14 protein-coding genes are annotated in these 18,183 nt (G+C 68.8%); 3 read left to right on the top strand and 11 right to left on the bottom strand.

Features of this window, described 5'->3' with window-relative positions:
* Positions 1–60 precede the first annotated feature (60 nt).
* From TA3x_RS11540 to TA3x_RS11560, 5 genes are all read right to left on the bottom strand, one after another.
* On the bottom strand, positions 61–693 hold the full coding sequence (locus TA3x_RS11540) for a hypothetical protein (RefSeq protein WP_435021313.1): 633 nt from the start codon (positions 691–693) through the stop codon (positions 61–63).
* Positions 694–699: 6 nt separating this feature from the next.
* Positions 700–1,935: a hypothetical protein gene (locus TA3x_RS11545; RefSeq protein ID WP_435021315.1), complete on the bottom strand. Its 1,236-nt coding sequence runs from the start codon at positions 1,933–1,935 to the stop codon at positions 700–702.
* A 401-nt stretch (positions 1,936–2,336) separates the two neighbouring features.
* Complete coding sequence (locus TA3x_RS11550) at positions 2,337–2,702, bottom strand: addiction module protein (RefSeq protein WP_435021317.1); 366 nt, start codon at positions 2,700–2,702, stop codon at positions 2,337–2,339.
* Between the two features lie 136 nt (positions 2,703–2,838).
* Entirely contained in the window at positions 2,839–6,033 is a 3,195-nt protein-coding gene (locus TA3x_RS11555) for an efflux RND transporter permease subunit (RefSeq protein ID WP_435021319.1), read from the bottom strand.
* A gap of 21 nt (positions 6,034–6,054) precedes the next feature.
* Positions 6,055–7,407 carry an efflux RND transporter periplasmic adaptor subunit gene (locus tag TA3x_RS11560; RefSeq protein ID WP_435021321.1) on the bottom strand — a complete coding sequence of 451 codons (1,353 nt, stop codon included), beginning with the start codon at positions 7,405–7,407 and terminating at the stop codon, positions 6,055–6,057.
* A 129-nt stretch (positions 7,408–7,536) separates the two neighbouring features.
* On the opposite strand from TA3x_RS11560, the gene TA3x_RS11565 reads away from it, so the two are divergent.
* From TA3x_RS11565 to TA3x_RS11575, 3 genes are all read left to right on the top strand, one after another.
* Positions 7,537–8,136: a TetR/AcrR family transcriptional regulator gene (locus tag TA3x_RS11565; protein ID WP_435021324.1), complete on the top strand. Its 600-nt coding sequence runs from the start codon at positions 7,537–7,539 to the stop codon at positions 8,134–8,136.
* Positions 8,137–8,663: 527 nt separating this feature from the next.
* A complete protein-coding gene (locus TA3x_RS11570) occupies positions 8,664–9,293 on the top strand; it encodes a hypothetical protein (RefSeq protein ID WP_435021326.1) in 630 nt (209 codons plus the stop codon).
* 228 nt (positions 9,294–9,521) lie between these two features.
* Positions 9,522–11,024: a trypsin-like peptidase domain-containing protein gene (locus TA3x_RS11575; protein WP_435021328.1), complete on the top strand. Its 1,503-nt coding sequence runs from the start codon at positions 9,522–9,524 to the stop codon at positions 11,022–11,024.
* 10 nt (positions 11,025–11,034) lie between these two features.
* Here the strand turns inward: TA3x_RS11575 and TA3x_RS11580 are convergent, their stop codons facing one another.
* From TA3x_RS11580 to TA3x_RS11605, 6 genes are all read right to left on the bottom strand, one after another.
* Positions 11,035–12,924: a sulfatase-like hydrolase/transferase gene (locus tag TA3x_RS11580; RefSeq protein ID WP_435021330.1), complete on the bottom strand. Its 1,890-nt coding sequence runs from the start codon at positions 12,922–12,924 to the stop codon at positions 11,035–11,037.
* 49 nt (positions 12,925–12,973) lie between these two features.
* On the bottom strand, positions 12,974–14,365 hold the full coding sequence (locus TA3x_RS11585) for a sulfatase (protein ID WP_435021332.1): 1,392 nt from the start codon (positions 14,363–14,365) through the stop codon (positions 12,974–12,976).
* A 122-nt stretch (positions 14,366–14,487) separates the two neighbouring features.
* Positions 14,488–15,045, bottom strand: a complete 558-nt coding sequence (gene ruvC / locus TA3x_RS11590) for a crossover junction endodeoxyribonuclease RuvC (RefSeq protein ID WP_435021334.1) — start codon at positions 15,043–15,045, stop codon at positions 14,488–14,490.
* Positions 15,046–15,076: 31 nt separating this feature from the next.
* The gene (gene cysS / locus TA3x_RS11595; RefSeq protein ID WP_435021336.1) at positions 15,077–16,573 is read right to left on the bottom strand and encodes a cysteine--tRNA ligase; all 1,497 of its coding nucleotides are present in this window, start codon (positions 16,571–16,573) and stop codon (positions 15,077–15,079) included.
* A 36-nt stretch (positions 16,574–16,609) separates the two neighbouring features.
* Positions 16,610–17,104: a 2-C-methyl-D-erythritol 2,4-cyclodiphosphate synthase gene (ispF, locus tag TA3x_RS11600; protein WP_435021338.1), complete on the bottom strand. Its 495-nt coding sequence runs from the start codon at positions 17,102–17,104 to the stop codon at positions 16,610–16,612.
* Positions 17,105–17,227: 123 nt separating this feature from the next.
* Positions 17,228–18,073, bottom strand: coding sequence for a hypothetical protein (locus TA3x_RS11605; RefSeq protein ID WP_435021340.1), 846 nt, complete (start codon positions 18,071–18,073; stop codon positions 17,228–17,230).
* Between the last annotated feature and the right edge of the window lie 110 nt (positions 18,074–18,183).

Below are 18,183 nucleotides of genomic sequence, written 5' to 3' on the forward strand. Positions count from 1 at the left end.
TCTGGTGAGGGCCGTAAGCTGGGTCCAGACCCAGCCTACCATCCCTGTCATGTCGATTGGTTAGTCCGGCCAGTCTGTCGTGCGGATCGTCTCATCGTGGTCGGCCACGAGGTGTGTTCGGACCAGATTCTCGACGCTTCGTACGTGGGCCACGCCCCGGAACTTGCCACGATATTGGTAGTCGCTCAGGTGAAGGTCGCCCGATCCATCCGGGTACTGGGTGCGTCGGATCGCGGTGGCCAGGATCGTCCCGCGTGGCAGAATCGAGACCTCGATCGCCCCCGGCGTGTCACCGCGTCCCCAGAAGATGGCTCGCCGGTCAGTGATGGCATAAACCTCGCCGACGGTCCGACGCTCGCGTACGAGACGAGCCACAACATTGCCGATCGCGTGGATTCCGACGATCAGGCCTGCGGCGGCCGAGATCGTCCCCAGGATGATGAAAAGACCCTCGCCCGCCCCTGACCGGATCTGCGACCAGGACAGGGCGAAGAAGAGCACGACGCTCAGGCCGAACAGTCCCAGGGCCCAGTAGACCGAAACGGCCTCGGAGCCCAGGAGGACCCTTCGCTTCGGGAAGGAGCGGGCCGCCCAGAGGAGCCGTTCGCCGGGCGCCAGCTCCGGTTTGATCAGCCCGAGCATCCCCTCGTCGAGGTCGAGCGTCCCGAAGCTGGCGTCCGGCGAGGCGTCCATGAGCGATCAACGAGCCTTCTTGTAGTCGCCCATCTTGGGGAGGTCCGAGTGGACGTCGGGGCCGAAGTAGCGGAGGCTGACGAACGGCTCGGTGCCGGTGTTCTTGACGGCGAAGCCTTCCTTCGCCCTCTTCTCGGAGATGAACACCTCGTCCTTGGTCACCTCGCCGTAGCGGATGAAGACCGGGCAATCGACGTCGAGCGTGCCGATCGTGCCGCGGCCCTGGGTGACGACGAGGCCGGAGGCGCCGGCGTCCTTGATCGTGGTCGAGCCGCCGGGGTAGACCGTCAGCTCGCGGGCGCTGAAGACTTGCTTGCCGTCCACGGTGCCGTAGACGATCCACTTGTCGACGAAGCCCTCGGCCTCGGACCCGGCGTAGACGATCGGCTCCAGGTAGTTGTTCGCCTTGAAGTCCGGGTCGACGTTCTTCTCCCAGTCGAGCTGGTCGACGATGTAGTCGAGGTCGCGGTGCTTGTCCGGGGGGACGTCCTTGACCAGCAGTTCCCAGGGGACGCGGCGGCCTTCCACCAGCGACTGGTACATGCCGAAGACGTCCGAGCCCCACTGCGGCTCGTAGGTCACCAGCGAGCCGGGGGCGTGGAGCACGGCGGGCGGGATCAGCCAGCCGGTGCCGGGCTTGAGCCGGTAGGCCTTGCTGAGGTCGAGGATGCCGTTATCCCCTTCGTCCCACCGCTCCAGGCACTGCCGCAGCTCGGCCTTGGTCGTGCCGGGCTCGAAGCCCATGAAGGTGTAGGGGAAGTTGTTGCCGGTCCAGTTGAGCTGGGGCGGGAAGTAGTAACTTTCCGGCTTCCCTTCGAGCCCGAGCAGCGCGGCCTGCTCGGCCGTCTGGTGCATGTGGTGGGGGATGGGCCCCATGTTGTCGAAGAACTTGCTATAGACCGGCCACTTCTTGTACTTGTCCCAGATCGCGGAACCGATGATCTCGGCGCCGGCCTCGGCCACGGCGTCCCGCAGGGTGAACTTGCCGCCCTCGTGGACGACGTAGCTCAACCCCTCGTCGGGCGGGGCGCCTTCGTTGGCGGCGACGGTGGTCGAGCCGAACCAACGCTCGTCGATCCCCCCGCGGTGGGTGCCCAGGGCATACAGGTCCTGGCTCGCGAGCTTGAGCCGGCGTCCGGGCATCAGGAACGAACGCGGGACCCAGGTGGGGGCCAGCCGCAAGATGCCTTCGCCCGCTTCCAGCGCCGCGCGTACGCGACCGCCGAGGTTCTGATCGCTCATCCGTCCCGCTCTCCCCGCCCGTGGAATCTGACCGGGCCACCGACCGCGACGCACCCTCGCCTTCAGCGAACCACGACCCGGGCGCGTCGGGAAGTCCTTTTCTAAGGGGGAGCTACCCGCGAAGCAAGCAAAAAAACAGGGGCATGATCCGATCGATTCGGGTCACGCCGCCGGGGTGGAGCTTGATGGTCGGATGATGGGCGAGGACGCCGGGTGCCTGTGGTTGGCTTGCCAACCACGGAACCTGCGTGCCTGGCCGATCCGGTTGGGTGCCTGTGTGCCGGGGGCGGAGAATCGGCCCAACGCGTCGGCAACGGTGGCTCTCCGGGGCCGTGGGCTGGGCCCGCCGGTAGGCTCACCGGCACCGTGGTTGGCAAGCCAACCACAGGCACCCCGCGACATCAAGGGAAGCGTTTGCGCAGATCGGCGAAGACCTGATCGGCCGGCTCCCCCGCGACGCGTCCGGATTCGATGTCTTCGACGCGTCGGGCCAGTTCGACGTCCCAGGCCTTTTCGACTTCGCCTGCGTCAAACGTGCTCGAACGAAGACGCCCCAGGATTCGGGCCTTGGCCACCTCCCAGGGGATGCCACTGCCCGGGTCCCGATCCAGTTCCTCGATTCGGCGATCGAGTTCCGCCTTCATCGCGTCGGTCAGTTCCAGGTCGTCATCTTCGATGGCGATTCGATCCCAAAGATCCTGGACCAGCCGGAGGCGTTCCTCGACGGGCCAGGAGTCGACCTCGGAGAGGATGTCTTGATAGTCCATCGGTCACCTGCCGGGTTGGGTTGGTGCATCAAGCGTCGCTGGACCGGCCCGCCCGCATCCAGGATACACCGCGAGCCCGACCGGACCCAGTCCGATCGGGCTCGCGTGGGTGGGGCAGAAATCCGAAGCCGTGGGCTCAGTGGTGGGCCGCGACGGCCTCGTGGATCGCCTCGGGGGCCGAGGTGTCGACCTCGGAGACGAAGGTGTTGCTTCGCGGCTTGCGCCACTCGGCCAGGCGTTGCATCACGACGTAGAAGACCGGGACGAAGAAGACGGCCAGCACCGTCGCGGCGATCATCCCTCCGAACACCGCCGTGCCCAGCGACCTCCGGCTGGCGGCCCCGGCACCGGTCGCGTTGACCAGCGGGAGGATGCCCAGGATGAAGGCGAACGAGGTCATCAAGATCGGCCGGAACCGGAGCCTTGAGGCTTCCACCGCAGCCTCCAGGATCGGCCGGCCCTTCTGCCTGAGTTCGCGGGCGAACTCGACGATGAGGATGGCGTTCTTGCTCGCCAGGGCGATGATCAGCACCACGCCGATCTGGGTGTAAACGTTGTTGTCCATCCCCCGGAACGCCACGGCGGCCACCGTGCCCAGCAGCGCCAGGGGAACGACCAGGATCACCGCGGCCGGCATCAGCCAGCTTTCATACTGGGCGGCCAGCACGAGGTAGACCATCAGCACGCCGAGGGCGAAGACGAAGATGGCCTGGTTGCCGACCCTTTTCTCCTGGAACGACATGCCGGTCCACTCGTAGCCCATCGACCCCGGCAGCTTGGTGTCGGCCATCTGCTCCATCAGGGCCATCGCCTGCCCCGAGCTGAAGCCGGGGGCCGACGAGCCGTTGATGGTCGCCGACGGGTAGAGGTTGTAGCGCGGGATGATCTGCGGGCCGTTGGACAGCTCGACCCGGCAGAAGGTCCCCAGCGGGATCATCTGGCCGGCCTGGTTGCGGACCTCCAGCCGGCGGATGTCCTCCGGCTTGAGCCGGAATCTCTGGTCGGCCTGGACCCGGACCTGCCAGGTGCGGCCGAACTTGTTGAAGTCGTTGACATACGCCGACCCGAGCGCCGCCTGGAGCGTCCCGTAGATCGTGCCGAGCGGCAGGCCCAGGCTCTTGGCCTTGACCCGGTCGACCTCGACGTAAAGCTGGGGCACGCCCGACCGGAACGGGCTCTGGAGCTGCGCCAGGCCCGACTGGGCGGAGCCGTCCTTGACCATCTCCTGGACGACCTGCTCCAGCTGGGTCAGGCCGGTGTCGCCGCGGTCCTCGATGCGAAGCTCGAAGCCGCCGGTGGTGCCCAGGCCCATGATCGCGGGCGGCGGGAAGGCGAAGACCATCGCCTCGGGGATCGCCTGGACCGCCCCCATGACGTGGCCCAGGATCGCCTCCAGGCTCATCTCCGGGTGGCCGGCCCGTTCCTCGAACGGGAGGAAGCTGAGGTAGAACGTCGCCGCGTTGGAGGCGGTCGCCCCGTCCAGCAGCGAGTTGCCGCCGATCAGGAACCAGCCCTGGAGGCCCGGCGTCTCCTTGAGGATCTTCGAGAGCTTGTCAACGACCTCGCGGGTCCTTTCCAGCGAGGCGGCGTCGGGCAGCTGGCAGCCCATGATCGCGTAGCCCTGGTCCTCGGTCGGCAGGAAGCCGGTCGGCAGCCGGGTGAACCAGTAGCCGGTGCCCGCCGCCGTGACCACGAACAGGAGCATCATCGTGACCGTGTGGCGGACCAGCCGGCGGATGATCCCTGCGTAGATCGCCTCGCAGCGGTCATACACCCGGTTGAACCAGCGATAGAACGCATTCTTGTGCGTCTTGGTCGGGCGGAGATACACGGCGCACTGGGCCGGCTTGAGCGTCACCGCGTTGATGGCGCTGATGACCGCCGTGGCGGCGATGGTCAGGGCGAACTGGCGATAAAGCTGGCCGGTGATCCCGGGAAGGAAGGCCGTCGGCAAGAACACCGCCATCAGCACCAGGGTGATCCCGATCACCGGCCCGATCACCTCGGACATCGCCTTGATGGTGGCCGTCTTGGGGTCGAGCCCGCCCCGGTCGATGTGGTGCGAGGCGTTCTCGACGATCACGATGGCGTCGTCCACCACGATGCCGATGGCCAGCACCAGCCCGAACAGGGTGAGCATGTTGACCGAGAAGCCCAGCGCCCCCATCGCCGCGAACGTGCCGATGATCGTCACCGGCACGGTGGTCGCCGGGATCAGCACCGCCCGCCAGTCCTGGAGGAACACCAGGATCACGATCAGCACCAGGACGCCGGCCTCGAACAAGGTCTTGTAGACCTCGTAGATCGACTCATCCACGAACGTGGTCGGGTTGAACGGGATCGAGTACTTCATGCCGGGCGGGAAGCCCTTGGACAGCTCCTCCATCTTGGCCAGCGTCTGCTTGGCGACGTCCAGGGCGTTGGCCCCGGGGAGCTGGAAGACGCCGAGGCCGGCGGCGGGCCGGCCGGCGATCTCGGTGTAGGTGTCGTAGGTCTGCGCCCCCAGCTCGATCCGGGCCACGTCCTTGACCCGGGTCAAACGCATCCGTGCCGGGGAGTCGGCCACGGTCTTGACGATGATCTCGCCGAACTCCTTGGGGTCGCTGAGCCGGCCCCGGGTGGTCACCGTGTACTGGAAGTTCTGGTCGCGGGGGGCGGGGGCCTGGCCGACCTGGCCGGCGGCCACCTGGATGTTCTGCTCGGAGATCGACGCCAGAACGTCCTCGGTGGACAGGTTGCGGGCCTTCATCTTCTCGGGGTCGAGCCAGACCCGCATCCCGTAGCTGCTGCCGCCGAAGACCAGGATGTCGCCCACGCCGCTGATCCGGCTCAGGGCGTCCTTGAGGTAGAGCGTGGCGTAGTTGCTGAGGTAGAGGCCGTCGTAGGTGTTGTCCGGCGAGGTCAGGCCGACCACCAGGATGATGGCCGTGGATTGCTTCTTGGCGACGATCCCCTGGCGCTGGACCTCGACCGGCAGGCGGGGCTGGGCCACCGCGATCCGGTTCTGGATCAGCACCTGGGCCTTGTCCAGGTCGGTGCCGACCTCGAAGGTGACCGTCAGGGTGTACGACCCGTTGCTGGAGCAGGTCGAGGACATGTAGAGCATGCCCTCGACGCCGTTGACCTCTTGCTCGATCGGCGAGGCCACCACGTCGGACAGGACCTTGGCGTCGGCCCCCGGGTAGTTGGTCGTCACCTGCACGGTGGGCGGGGTGATCTTGGGATACTGCTCGATCGGCAGCCCCAGCAGCGTCACGACCCCGACCAGCATCGTCATGATCGCGATGACGTTGGCGAAGATCGGCCGCTCGATGAAGAACTTCGAGAACATGGATTGTTCGCTCGGTCGGGATCAGGGGCGGTGATCGGACGCGGTTTCGGCGGGTTGGCGGGCGGCCACGGCGGCGCTCGCCGGCTCCTCCATCTTGGGTTTCACCTTCATGCCGGGCCGGGCCCGGAGCAGGCCATCGACGACGACCCGGTCCTCCAGGCCGAGCTGGCCGGAGACCACCCGCAGGGTGCCGTCCTCGGGCCCGGACTTCACCGCGCGGCGCTGCACCGTGTCATCCTTGTCGACCACCAGCAGGTAGACGCCCCCCTGGTCCGACCCCAGGGCCCGGTCGGGTACCAGCAGCGCGTCGGGCTTGGTCTCCACCGGCATCCGCACCCGGACGAACAGCCCCGGGGTGATCGCCCCGTCGGGGTTGGGGAACAGGCCCCGCATCCGGATCGTGCCGGTGCCGGTGTCGATGCTCGGGTCGGAGTAGTCGACCTTGCCTCGGAAGGTATAGCCCTCCTCGTAGCCCAGCCCCAGCTCCATCGGCAGTTCGATCTTGCGATAGTCGCGGGGCTGGCCCTTCTGGCCCGCGCCCTGGAGCCGCAGCAGGTCGTCCTCGCTGGGCGTGATGTAGGCATAAATCGGGTCGGTCTTCACCACGGTGGCCAGCACCGTGGAGGCCCCGTCGCCGACGTAGTTGCCGATGTCGAACACCCGGTTGTCGATCTTCCCGTCGATCGGGGCGGTGATCCGGCAATAGCCCAGGTCGATCTCGGCGTTGCGGACCTGGGCCTTGGCCGCGGCGATGCTCGACCGGGCCGACAGGATGTTGATCTCGTAGTCCGCCTTGGCCTGCTCCAGCGCGGCGCGGTCGGCCTCGACCTGGGCCTCGCTCTTGCGGTGGTTGGCCTCGGCGCGGTCCAGGTCCTCGCGCGACCCGGCGTTGCGCGACACCAGGTTGCGGCTCCGCCCCTCCTCGATCTTGGCCAGGGCCAGCGACGCCTCGTCCAGGTCGAGCTGGGCCTGGGCGACCTCGCGGCTCCGCGACCCCTCCGCCTTGCGGAGCTGCGCCTCGGCCTCGCCCAGCCGGGCGCGGGCCTGGTCGAGCATCACCTGGAACGGCTCCTCGTCGATCACGAACAGGAGCTGCCCGGCCTTCACGTCGTCGCCGTCCTTGAACTTCCTCTCCTTGAGGAAGCCCTTGACCCGCGCCCGCAGCTCGACCCGCTCCGACGCCTGCGCCGTGCCGGTATAGGAGATGTACTCCGTGACCGACCGGCGCACCGGGTGGGCCACGATCACCTCCGAGGGCGGGAGCTGCTGGAGCACGTTGGTCGGGCCGCAGCCCCCCGCCGCCACGATTAGCACACCGGCCAACGCACGCCAGGGCCGGCGCAGGCCTTGCTGGAGAAGCCATCGATTCTTCACGGATCGGCTCGCCTGATTGTTTACTGTTCGATCGACAAGTATTATGATAATGTTCGTCCGTGCGTCAACGGCAGACCGCCGGGGGCGTCGACTTTTCCGATCGGGCTGATGGTGAGAGGGGATGACACGGTGACCAGCGAAGCGGTTCGCGTCCGAAACCCCGAGAAGACCAAGCGGGCGGTGCTCGACGCGGCCGAGCGTCTGTTCGCCGACCGGGGGTTCGATGGGACCTCGTTGCGCGAGATTTCGCGGGCGTCCAGCGTCTCCCAACCCCTGATCCAGCACCACTTCGGCAGCAAGGAGCAGCTCCACGCCGCCGTGATCGAGCGGTCGATCGACGCCTTCGTGGCCCGCTTCCCCGAGTCGTCGTGGACCTCCGAGCAGACCCTCGACCTCCGGGCCGAGATGACCCGGCTGTTCGCGTTCTGGAGCGAGAACCAGGCCCAGCTCCGGATCTTCGGCTGGTCCCGGCTCGAAGGGCGCAGCCCGCTGCTCAAGGGCTGCTCCGACCTCCGCTGGGCCCTGGTCCGCCGGATCGAGAAGGGCCAGGAACTCGGCGTGGTCCGCCGCGACCTCGACGCCATCGCGCTCAGCCTGATCATCGAAGGGGTGGTCTTCGCCTGGCTCGAAAACCGCTCGCTCACCGCCGAGCATTTCCCCACGATGACCGACGCCGTCTACCTGGAAACCGCCATCGCCACCCTGGAACGCGGCTTCGCCCCCGCCTGAATGCGGGCGCGCTGCGAGCGGGGGGCCAGGCCTCGGAGCAGGCGGGGTGCGAGGTGACGCGACGGGGCCGGTGGGCGATCGGGCCGCTGCCGGAGTTGGGCATCCTGCGGATGCTGCTCGGCGGGGACGCTTTCTCCGTTGCCTGCGCATCCGCCGGTATGCCGCGGCCGGATCTTTCGAGGAAGACCGGGCGGTCGGATTGATGCCTGTGTTCCACGTCATTCACCACGGCGAAGGTGCCGGTGCGGATGCGTTGTGATGCCCGATGCCGTTCGCGGTCGGCCTCTCGTTGGTGATCCACGCATTCTGGTACATCGCTCGGATGGATGCCGAGGAAAATCCCTAAACCGTGCCCCGTCTGCTGGATTCGGGCTGGAGCCGCAGCCCAGGGCCGAGGCGAGCCCGCCAGGGACGGCCCCGATGGCACGGGGGTTGCGGACCTCATCCCCGTCCCATCGAGGATTTGGACCCAACATTCGAAGCGGGCACCCAAGCTCCGGGTCCGCCATCCAAAGGAGCCTCCCACGATGTTCACCCGAACCGTCCTGTCCTTGGGCCTGACCGCCGGCCTGCTCGGCCTGTCCTCCGTCGCCGATGCCCAGCAGAAGCCTGCCGCCAACCCCGACTTCGGGCAGCAGGTCCAGCAGCGCTTGCTCAACAATTTGGAAAACCGCGTCCTCGGACAGCCGAACCAGTATCCGAATCAGAACCAGTACCCGAATCAGAACTACGGCCCGAACCAGAACCCGGGCAACAACCCCTATCGGAACCCGGGCAACAACCCGTATCAGCCCAACAATCCCTACCAGGTCCGGCGGCCCGCCTTCGGCCAGCCGGGATATGTCCAGCCCGGACAGAACCCGACGCAGCCGGACTATCGCCAGGCGACGGCCAGCCCGAACGCGACCCGCTATCAGCTGCCCGCCCAGTACAACGGCTACGCCCCGGGGTCGACTCTGGTCTACGGCGGGACGACCTATGTCGTCAATCCGGACCGGACGATGAGCCCCGCCGCGGCGACCCAGCCCGCTCCCACCGCGCAGCGGTACCAGATCCCGGCCGAGCACGCCGGGGCGGCCCCCGGGTCCACCATCACCTATGGGGCGGCCAACTACGTGATCAACAATGACAACACGATGAGCCCGGTGGCACGGTAACCCATCGGGTCGCCTCGTCGAGGATCGTCCGCACATCAGGCCGGGGGCACGCATGACGCGCCCCCGGCCTGTTCTCGTTCGGGGGTCGATGACTGCCGATCGCCGATGCGGCGAGGGTAGCGTGTCGCCGGGCGGGTTGGGGCCGGCTACAATGCGGCGTCTTTCGTCCGCCCCTCGTGTCGTAGCTGGACCTCGCCGCGCATCGCGCCGGCGACGGAGGAGTGATTCATGCGGAGATTCTCATCCCTGGCGGTCGTCGCCCCGCTCTGGATCGCGCTGGTGCCCGCCCCGGTCGCCCGGGCCGAGGACCTGACGCGGGAGTCGGTCGTCAAGATCTATGCGTCGTCGCGGCTCCCCGACCCGATCCACCCGTGGCAGAAGCAGAGCCCGCAGGACGCCTCGGGCACAGGGATCGTGATCGAGGGCAAGCGGATCCTGACCAATGCCCACGTGGTCAACTACGCCAGCCAGGTGAAGGTCGAGCCCAACCAGTCGGGCGAGAAGTACGTGGCCACCGTCGAGGTCTCCGCCCCGGGGATCGACCTGGCCATCCTCAAGCTGGAGGACGAGAGCTTCTTCGAGAAGCGCCCGCCCTTGCCCCGGGCCGAGAAGCTGCCCGAGATCAAGGATGCGGTCACGGTCTACGGCTACCCGACCGGCGGCAGCAGCCTGTCGATCACCAAGGGGATCGTCTCTCGAATCGAGTTCGTGCCCTACAACGGCCGGACCCAGGGGCTGCGGATCCAGATCGACGCGGCCATCAACCCCGGCAACAGCGGCGGCCCTGCGCTGGTCGACGACAAGATGATCGGCGTGACCTTCAGCGGCATCCGGGGCGCGGACAACATCGGCTACATCATCCCCACCGAGGAGGTCGACCTGTTCCTCAAGGACGTGGCCGACGGGACCTATGACGGCAAGCCGATGATGTACGACCAGCTCCAGACCCTGGAGAACGACGCGGTCCGCGCCAAGCTCGGGTTCTCGAAGAAGCCGATCGGCATGGCCGTGCACGCCCCGGACCGCGACGACGCCGACTACCCGCTCAAGGAGTGGGACGTGATCACCAAGATCGGCGACCACGAGGTCGACAACGTCGGGATGGTCAAGGTCCGCGACAACCTCCGGCTCCGCTTCCAGTACTACATCCAATCGCTCACGAAGGACGGCAAGGTCCCGCTCACGATCGTCCGCGACGGCAAGGAAATGGCCGTCGAGGTCCCGGTGCCGACTCAGGTCGACGACCTCATCAAGCCGTTGAAGGGGAAGTATCCGACCTACTTCGTCTACGGGCCCCTGGTGTTCTCGCCGGCCACGACCGAGTTCGTCAACCTCCTGGAGCGGAACAACAACCTGGCGGTCCTGTTCGCGGCCATCTCCAGCCCGCTGGCCACCCGCAGGGGCGACAAGGTGGCGTTCCCCGGCGAGGAGCTGGTGGTGATCTCCGCCCCGATGTTCCCGCACCGGCTGGGCAGCGGCTACAGCAATCCGTTGGCGAAGGTGGTCAAGGAGGTCAACGGCATCCCGGTCAAGAATCTCCGCCACCTCATCGAGATCCTCCGCGACGCCACCGACACCTACGTGACGATCTCGTTCAACGACCGGGGCTCGGAGACGATTGTTTTCAACCGCAAGGAGGCCCTGGAGGCGACCGACGAGATCCTCTCCGACAACGGCATCCGCCAGCAGGCGTCCGACGACGTCCTGCCGATCTGGAAGAAGACGCCCTGATCGGCGTGGCTCAGGGCCGGCCCTCGGGCGTCTCCGCTCGCGGGCCGGCCAGGATCTCGGCCAGCAGGCGGGGGGCGTAGGTGGCATAGCGCGGGTCGGGCACGGCCCACTTCCCGGCGAACGCCCCGATGGCCGGATGGGCGGGTGACGCCTTCGGGCCGAGGGCGGCCAGGGCGTCCAGCCCCCCCAGTGCCGAGAAGACGTCATTCCCGGCCGGATCGACGAGCCTCGTCAGGACGGGCAGGGCCCGGGCCAGGTCTTCGGCGGTGCCGAACTGCCCGAGGATCCGGCCGGCCACGGCCCGGACGTCGGGCGAGGGGTCGTCCAGGGCCTTGCGGGTCTCCGGTCCCGCCGAAACGAACCCATCGCGGCCTCGCATCAGGACGCCGAGCGCCGCCCAGTAGCGGACGGCGGCGTCGGGGTCGGCGAGGCTGCCCTTCAACGCTGGGAGGGCCTCGGGCCTGAGCATCGAGGCCGCGTCGGCCGTGGCCGAGACGCGGTCGAACGGGTAGCGGTCGCCGTCGCGGGCCAGGTCATACGGGCTGCCGCCCTCGGCCCGGCGGTATCGCTCGCCTTCGGGCAGGAACCCGACGTCTCGGATCGACCGGGCCAGTTCTTGCTGGGCGGTGCGGAGGCGATCCAGGATCGCGCGATGCTCGGGCGATCCGGCCAGGTTGCGGACCTCGTCCGGGTCGGCGTCGAGGTCGTACAGTTCCTCGGGCGGCTTGGGGTTCCAGAACGCGTCCTGGGCCGGGGTCAGCTTGCCGGCATCGTGGAGGGCCTTCCAGACCCGGGTCGTCGGGGTCTGGAACATGTAGTCGATGCGTTGGCCGTAGATCAGGTGCGGCATGTAGTTTCGGGCGTAGACGAACCGGCCGTCGGTGGCGGTGCGGACCAAGTCGACCCGCTCGTCCATCCGGCCCCGGAAGCCGAACGCGAACGGTTGCGGCGGCGCGGCGAACTCGCCCAGGAAGGCGTGCCCCTGCGTCCAGGACGGCGGCCGGACCCCCGCCAGACTGAGCACCGTGGGGGCGAAGTCGACGAACCCGACCAGGCGATCGGACCGGCCGCCCGGCGCGTACCCTTCGGGGGCGAGGTGCCGCCACTTCTTCGGGAACGACACGACCAAGGGCACGCGCAGGCCCGAGTTGTAGGGCCAGCGCTTGCTGCGGGGCATGCCCGACCCGTGGTCGCCGAAGTAGAAGACGATGGTATCGTCGGCCAGCCCGGCCTTATCCAACTCGTCGAGCCGCATCCCGGCGTCGGCGTCGGCGGCCGTCACGCCGTCGTAATACTGGGCCCAGTCGCGGCGGACCTCCGGGGTGTCGGGGTGATAGGCCGGGATCGGGACCTTCGCCGGATCATGGACCAGGGTGTGCGGGCGGGCGCGGATCTGGCTCTCGTGGCTCTTCTCCGAGTTGAACACCGCGAAGAAGGGTTGATTCGCCCGGCGGTTGCGCCAGTGGGCCTGCTTGCCGGAGGCATCCCAGACCTTGCCGGGCTTCGCCAGGTTGTAGTCTTCCTTGGCGTTGTTGGTGCAGTGGTAGCCGGCCTCGCGGAGCAGTTGCGGGAACATGGCCAGCCCGGCGGGGTAGGGGACCAGGCTCCGCATGTTCTCGCCGCCCGTGGAGCAGGCATACATCCCCGAGATCAGGGTCGTCCGGGCCGGGGCGCAGACCGGGGCATTCGACCAGGCGCGGGTGTAGATCATCCCCCGCGCGGCCAGCTTGTCGACGTGGGGCGTGGTCGCCACCGGGTCGCCATAGCAGCCCATCTGCGGGCCGTGGTCCTCGCTGGTCAGCCAGAGGATGTTGGGCCGGTCGGCGGCCGGGGCCGGCCCCGGGGTGACGATGCCGGCGGCGAGGCCCAGCCATCCGGCCGCGACGATGATGCGATTCATGGGGTGGGCATCCGGGTGGGATGAAGCCAGGGGGCGCGGCCGGTCCGGGTCACTTCCCGGGCGGCGTGTAGTCCGGGTTGGGCGTCGGCATCTGGGCATCGACCGAGGCCCGCCAGGCGGCCAGTCGATCGCGGAGCCGGGCGGCTTCTTCGGGATGGTCGGCGGCGAGGTCGTCCACCTCCATCGGGTCGATCGCCACGTCGTAGAGTTCGAGCCGGCCGTCCTCGTAATTTTCGATCAGCTTGCGATATCCCTGGAGGATCGCCCCGCCCGGTTTTCCCCCCTGGTTGCTGTAGTGGGGGTAGTGCCAGAACAGGGCCTCCCGCCTCGGCGTGCCCGACCCCCGCAGCACCGGGACGAGGTCCACGCCGTCGATCGTGGCATTCGGCGCGGGCTTCGTCCCGGCCAAAGTGAGCACGGTGGGAAATAGGTCCTGGCCGCTGGCGGGGACCTGGGTGATCGCCCCGGGCTGGGTCACGCCGGGCCATCGGACGATCAGGGGGACGCGGATCCCCCCTTCGTGGAGATAGCCTTTCCCGTCGCGGAGCGGCGCATTGGAGGTGGACGGCGTGCCCGGGCCTTCCTTGACCGAGAGCCCGCCGTTGTCCGAGGTGAAGATCACCACCGTGCGGTCGGCCAGCTTCGCGTCGTCGAGCGCCTTCAATACCCGGCCCACCGCGTCGTCCAGCGACTCCATCATGGCCGCATAGGTGGGGTTGTTCTGTTTCGACCCGGCCTTCGGGGTGGCCGCCTTGTAGCGGGCGATCGCCTCGGCCCGGGCCTGCAACGGGGTGTGGACGGCATAATGCGGCAGGTAGAGGAAGAAGGGTTTATCGCGATGGGCGTCGATGTATTGGGCCGCCTCCTCGCCCAGCCGGTCGGTGAGGTACTCGTCGTCGGCCCGCGCGGCCAGGGTCGGGGTCTTGAACCGGAAGTAGCCCCCCGGCGGCGAGCCGGTCGCGGTTCCCCCGACGTTGACGGCGAAGCCCTGCTGCTCGGGCAGGAACCCGTCGCCGCCCAGGTGCCACTTGCCCATCGTCGCGGTGTCGTAGCCCACGGCGGCGACCGCCTCGGCGATGGTCGTCTCCTCCAGGGGCAACGCCTGGCGGATGATCGGGCGGATCATCTTCTGCGTCGGGCGGTCGGCGCGGCCGGGCAGCCAGTCGGTCAGGTGGAGCCGCGCCGGGTAGCGGCCGGTCAGCATCGCGGCCCGGGACGGCGAGCAGACCGGGCACGCGGCGTACGCGTGGGTGAACCGCGTCCCCTGCATCGCCAGCCGGTCGAGGTTCGGGGTCTTGTGATACGTGCTGCCGTAGCATCCCAGGTCGGCCCACCCCAGGTCGTCGGCCACGATCAACACCACGTTCGGCCGGACCTCCTCGGCAGGAGCGGACCCGGTCCAGGCGAGCAGGACGACGAACGCGACCAGGCGACGGGACATCGTGGCGGCTCCGGCGGGCGATGGTGCGAGGTGGGCATGACCGGGGCCAGCCTAGACGATGCCGGGGCGCATTGCCATCCCCGGCCCGCGTCCCTCGAATCTCCGGAGGAACTCCGCTCGACCTACAGGCCGCCGAGGCCGCGGAGGTTGGCGGTCATCTGGAAGTGGCAGAGGGCCACGGCGCAGGCGTCGGCCACGTCGTGGGGCTCGGGCAGGCGGTCCAGGCCCAGCTCGGTCTGGATCGCGTGCTGCATCTGCTCCTTGGGGGCGCGGCCGGATCCGGTCAGCGTCTTCTTGATCCGCGACGCGGCATACCCCACCACCGGCACCCCGCGCTCGGCGGCGGCCAGCATGATCACCCCCCGGGCGTGCGACATCAGGATGGCCGTCCGGGGGTGGGCCGGGCGGCTGTGGACCTGCTCCAGGGCCAGGGACGCCGCCGGGAAGGCGTCCAGCACCTCCAGGATCCCCCGGTGGAGGACCAGCAACCGGGCCTCCAAGGCGGTGGCCGTCTTGGCCCGGGGGCGGATCACGCCGGCCTCGACCACGTAGGGCCTGCGGCCGGCCGCGTCGACGACGGCGTAGCCGGTGACGTTCAGGCCGGGGTCGATGCCGACGATCCGCGTCGGCGTCGGGGTCCTGGTCGGGGTGGCCACGGGCGCGGTCGAGGTCGTCGACATCGGGTCACCTCCATGCGAAACGAACCCAAGATCAGGCCGGGGCGTCGATCTTCCAGGCCGTGCCATCGGGCCGGTCTTCCAGGGTCACGCCGATCGCCGCGAGCCTCTTCCTGATCTCATCGGCCATCGCGAAGTTTTTCTCCTTCCGAACTCGTGTACGAAGTTCCACGAGCAGGTCGAGCAACGGCCCGGTGAGGGCGTCGGACTTCGGCTCGGCCTCGACCTTCGCCCGGGGCTCGCGGAACAGGCCGAGGATCTGGGCCAGTTCCTTGAGGATGACCATCCCGGAGCGGAACGCGGCCTTGTCGGCCTCGGCGGCGCCCGGCTGGTCGAGCTTCTGCGCGACGGCGAACTTCCGCAGGGCCTTGACCAGCTCGAACAGCTCGCCGAGGGCCCCGCCGGTGTTGAAGTCGTCGTCCATCGCCTCCAGGAACCGGGCGCGATACTCGCGGAACTCGGCCACGCGGGCGTCCTCGCCGGCCGGCGGCTCGTCGGCGGCGCGGGTCGGGGCGTCGAGGTCGTAGAAGCTCTCGCCGGTGGCGGCCTCGAAGCGGTCGAACAGGTTATAGAACGCCTGGAGGGCGCGGGACAGCTCGTTGAGGCGGTCGGGGCCGTAGTCGATCGGCCGGCGGTAATGGCTGGAGAGGAACAGGCAGCGGAGCGTGTCCGGGTCGTACTTCTCCAGCAGGTCGGCCATCAGCACCACGGTGCCGGGGTCGGACTTGCTGATCTTCTTGCCGCCCTTGGTGAGCAGGCCGTTGTGCAGCCAGTAGGTGGCGAAGGTCTGGCCGGAGTAGCACTCCGACTGCACGACCTCGTTCTCGTGGTGGGGGAAGACGAGGTCGAGCCCGCCGCCGTGGATGTCGAAGTGCTCGCCCAGGATCTTCATGCTCATGGCCGAGCACTCGATGTGCCACCCCGGACGGCCCGGGCCCCAGGGGCTATCCCACGACGGCTCGCCCGGCTTGGAGCCCTTCCAGAGGGCGAAGTCGCCGGGGTGCCGCTTGATCGCCGTGGGCTCGATCCGGGCGCCGGCTTCGAGCTGTTCCGGGTCGCGGTGGCTGAGCTTGCCGTATTCGGGGGCCTTGGAGACCTCGAAGTAGACGTCGCCGGCGGACGGGTAGGCGAAGCCCTTGTCGATCAGCCCCTGGGTCATGGCGATGATCTCGCCGATGTGCTCGGTGGCCTTGGGCATGTGGTCGATGCCGTCGACCCCGAGGGCGTGGAGGCAGCGGAGATAATCCTCGGTCACGCGATCGGCCAGGTCCTTGACGGTGGTCCCGTCCTTCTGAGCCTGGACGATCAGCTTGTCGTCGACGTCGGTGATGTTGACGACCCAGGTCACCTCGTAGCCGAGGTAGACCAGGTGCCGCTTGATCGTGTCGAAGATGACCGGGCCGACCATGTGGCCGACGTGGCTGTTGGAATAGACGGTCGGCCCGCAGACGTACATGCCCACCTTGCCGGGCCGGACGGTCTGGAACGGCGTCTTGGTCTGCGTGAGCGTGTTGTAGAGGCGGAGCGGCATGGCGAAAGGCTCGGGAGGACGGGGGACCAGGGGCATTCAGGCCGGTTGGAGGAGGACCACCGCCTCGCAACAGATCGCCTCGGCGCGGCCGACCGGGCCGACGTGCTCGCCGGTCTTGGCCTTGATGTTCACGGCGGATTCGGCCAGGCCGAGCACCCGGGCGACGTTGGCCCGGATGGCCGGCTTGTGGGCCAGGAGCTTGGGGGCCTGGGCGTGGATGATCACGTCGCAATTCATCGGCCGCCAGCCGGCGCCGGCGACGCGGGCCACGACCTCGCCCAGCAGGCGCCCGCCGTCGAGCCCGAGCCATTCGGGGTCGGTGTCGGGGAAGATCTCGCCGATATCCCCCAGGGCCGAGGCGCCGAGCAGCGCATCGGCGACCGCGTGCATCACCACGTCGGCGTCGGAATGGCCGAGCAGGCCCCTGGGATGATCGATGCGGACCCCGCCCAGGATCAGCGGACGGCCCTCGACCAGGCGATGCGTATCATGACCGATCCCGACCCGCACCGTGCGCCACCCCTTCGCCATGTCCCCGAGGGCCCGGCCGCGACCGGGCCAGTTGTCCCCGATCCTAACCGGGATGCGCGAATCTTGCCATCGCATTCGCCCGGCGTTCGGGCGTGCCGCGTCGGGGCCGGGAGGGGGCCCCGATCAAGGGCCGGCCGGGGCCGGGGGCTGCGCGGTCGCCTCCGTCCTCCCGCCCGCGTCGGGGACGACCCGGGGGGCGTCCGGGCCGGCCGGAGGCCGGTTGTTCATGTCGAACGCGGAGGGGCCATCGGCCCGGGGCCGGCCGTGGGAGCCGGGCATCGGTCCGGACGGGCTGAAGGGGGAATGGGATGGGGAGAGGGGCCACATCACCGAGCGGAGTTCCCGCCGGCCCAGGTGGCCGTCGCCGTCGGTGTCGGCCCGCTTCAGGAAGGCGGTCGCCTCGTCCATCGTGAGCCGATGGTCCGAATCGGCGTCGGCCGCCTCCACGAGCCATTCGGCGACCCTCGCGTCGAGTTCCCCGTACGACCCCGGGGGGTCGGCGGCGAAGGGGAGGTAGATCTCGCTCTGGAGGAGTGCCGCGGCCAGGGTCGAGTAGTCGACGGAGCCGATCCCCGGCGGCTGGAGCGCCGCGACGAAGCTTCGGGCGGCCTCGGCCGCCTCGCCCTCGGAGATCCGGCCGTCGCCGTCGGCGTCGGCCCGCTTCAGGGCCCGGGAGACCGAGCCCGGCGGCCCGGAACGGCCCGGCGGACCGAACCCCTCGCCGGGCCGGGATCGCATGCTCCGGTCCTTGTACGCCATGACGTAGCCGGCCCCGAACCCCATCGACGTGACGCAGGCCAGGATCATCAGGGCGATCACCAGCAGGACGCGATCCTCGACCTTGCGGCGGAACAGGGCGAACACCCCGGACAGGACGATCGACAGGGCGACCGCGATGGCGATGGCGCCCAGGACCTCCTCGGGGCTCCGGTCGAGGATCACGTCGTAGATCGAGCGGAGCAATTGCATCGGGGATCCTCCAGGCGGATGCCGGTCGAGGTCGCGGTCTGGGCGTGGAGTCCATCATCGAAATTCCCCGCCCGATCGCAAGCCCGTCCCGCCCGCCCCCCGGGCGCCGG

The organism is Tundrisphaera macrotermitis, from assembly GCF_051175315.1.
Classification (GTDB): domain Bacteria; phylum Planctomycetota; class Planctomycetia; order Isosphaerales; family Isosphaeraceae; genus Tundrisphaera.